Consider the following 2,249-nt stretch of genomic DNA (forward strand, 5'->3'; position numbering starts at 1 on the left):
GGCTGTTCATGCTGCTCAACACGGGTGCGCAGCCGCGCATGAGCAGCGACGGCCTGCTTACCACCGTGGCGTACCAGATCGACGGCGAGCCGCCGGTGTACGCGCAGGAGGGCTCCGTGGCCGTCGGCGGCTCCCTGATCCAGTGGCTGCGCGACCAGCTGGGCATCCTGCGTACCGCGGAGGAGTCGGAGCGGCTCGCGGCGCAGGTGGACAACAGCGGCGGGGTGGTGATCGTACCGGCGTTCTCCGGGCTGTTCGCGCCGCGGTGGCGCCCCGACGCGCGCGGCGTGATCACGGGCCTGACCAGGTTCGTGGACCGCCGCCACATCGCCCGCGCCGCGCTCGAGGCCACCTGTCTGCAGGCGCTCGAGGTGGTGCGCGCGATGGGTGGCGAGCCAACGGAGCTGCGCGTCGACGGTGGCATGACCACCAATGACCTGCTCATGCAGATGCAGGCCGACATCCTCGGCCTCCGCGTCGAGCGTCCCGCAAACACGGAAACCACGGTGATGGGCGCGGCGTCGGCTGCGGGCATTGGGGCCAAGCTTATCTGCGCCCCCTTGTCCCTCGGCCCCACCACCGCCTGGGAAAACACGTGGGCCGGCCCCGAACGGGACCGGCTGGTGGCGCGGTGGGAGGACGCGGTGCGCCGCTCCTACGACCAGGCCTAGCTGCGGGCCTGACGGCCTAGTTGGTCGTGATGTTTACCGCGTTGGTGGCGGGGTTGTAGCTGATGGAGCCGCCTTGGAAGGAGACCTGGACGGTGCCGTCGCCAAGCGTGCGCTCCTGCGAGATCGGCATGCCGAGCGGGCCGGCGTCCATGCCCTGCTGGAGCCAGGCGTCCGCCACCTTGCCAGCCAGCGTGTAGATCTGGCCCTGGCGGTCCTTCACGCCGATGCCCTTCTGGAAGAAGGCGTACTCGCGGCCGCCCACCTGCGGGCCGCCCACGCCGGCGGTAATCGCGCCGAGGGTCGGCTCGAACTGGTACCACACGTCTGCGAGGTCCTGCTTGCCCACCGCCTGCAGCGCGGGGCCGATGTACGGAGTGAGCTGCTGCACGGTCAGGCCGGGGATGATCTCCATCCCGGCGACGGACTTGGTGGCGCCGGGCAACAGGCCGCGGGAGTTGGCGTACAGGATGACCAGGCCGGCGAGCGTGCCGGCAGCGGCGGCGATGGCGACGGCGTCGCCGGCGGCCAGGCCCTCGAGGGAGACGTTGCTCTTCGCCTTCTGCGCGTCGCCGTTCGGGCGGACCACGGTCGTGGTGGTGCCGTCAGGGTTGGTCACGGTCTCCGTGTCGGCGTCGCTGGAGCCGAGGGCGGAGGAGAGGTCGCCGACGGTGGTGTCGGTGGCCTCGACGTCGGGGTTGGCGTTGTCGGGCAGGCCGTTATCAATCCCGCCGTTGTTGCCCGGCTTGGACGGGTTGAGGATGGAGTCGAGGCCCGTGGAGCCCTTGAGGCTGTCGTACTTGCGGTTGGCAATCCGGCGGATGTCGCCCATCCGGTTGTACAGGTTCTGGCCCGGGCAGGCGTTGTAGTGGAAGTCGCGGTGGGCGTTGATGTTGGGGAACATCGCGCCCTGGCCCGCGGGGTAGCGGGATCCCGGGAAGGAAAAGTCAGCGTAGTGGTAGTCGGAGCCCATCGGGTCGAAGCCGGCGACGGCGGCCTTCCAGCCGATGATCTCGCCCATCGCGTTGATGGCGGCCTCGGTGGGGGAGGCGGTCTCGTAGTCGCCCAGCATGGACACGCCCCAGGTGTTCTGGTTGAAGCCACCCACGTGCGCGCCCTCGACGGCGCGGTCCAGGCCGCCGGCGCGGCCCTCGTAGATGTTGCCGTACTTATCCACCAGCGCGTTGTAGCCGATGTCGCCCCAGCCCAGGTTGCGGGCGTGGTACTGCCAGATGCCGCGGACAATGCCCGGTGCCTCGGCCTCGGAGTAACTATTGGAGCCCGCGGTGTGGTGCACCGTCGCCGCCGTCACCGGCTCGGTGTAGGTGGGGTTGGAGGAGGCACCCGCGCCCCACTGGGAGCGGGTGATCACCTTGGGCATGCCGCGGGTGTAGGAGTCGGCCGCCGGGGCGATGGGGTTCGCGTTGCCGCTGCCGCCGTCCAGGAACACGGCTTGCAGGTCCTTCGCGGTGGTGGGGGCGGCGGAGTCCGTGCGGCCCTCATCCAGCAGGTCGACGTTGCCGGTGGAGACCTGGATGCGCTTGGTGGATTCGACGAAGATCGGTTCGGTGCCGTTGGTCT

The 2,249-nt window shown here is 69.9% G+C and carries 2 protein-coding genes; one reads left to right on the forward strand and one right to left on the reverse strand.

Annotated features, from left to right (window positions below):
• On the forward strand, positions 1-671 hold a 671-nt coding region (locus EAW56_RS11840), incomplete at its 5' end, for an FGGY-family carbohydrate kinase (protein ID WP_244213429.1).
• 16 nt (positions 672-687) lie between these two features.
• Here EAW56_RS11840 and EAW56_RS11845 read toward each other — a convergent pair.
• A partial coding sequence (locus EAW56_RS11845; RefSeq protein ID WP_122086753.1) for a peptidoglycan recognition protein family protein occupies positions 688-2,249 on the reverse strand: 1,562 nt, incomplete at its 5' end.

It is taken from the genome of Corynebacterium gottingense, from assembly GCF_003693265.1.
GTDB classification, from domain to species: domain Bacteria; phylum Actinomycetota; class Actinomycetes; order Mycobacteriales; family Mycobacteriaceae; genus Corynebacterium; species Corynebacterium gottingense.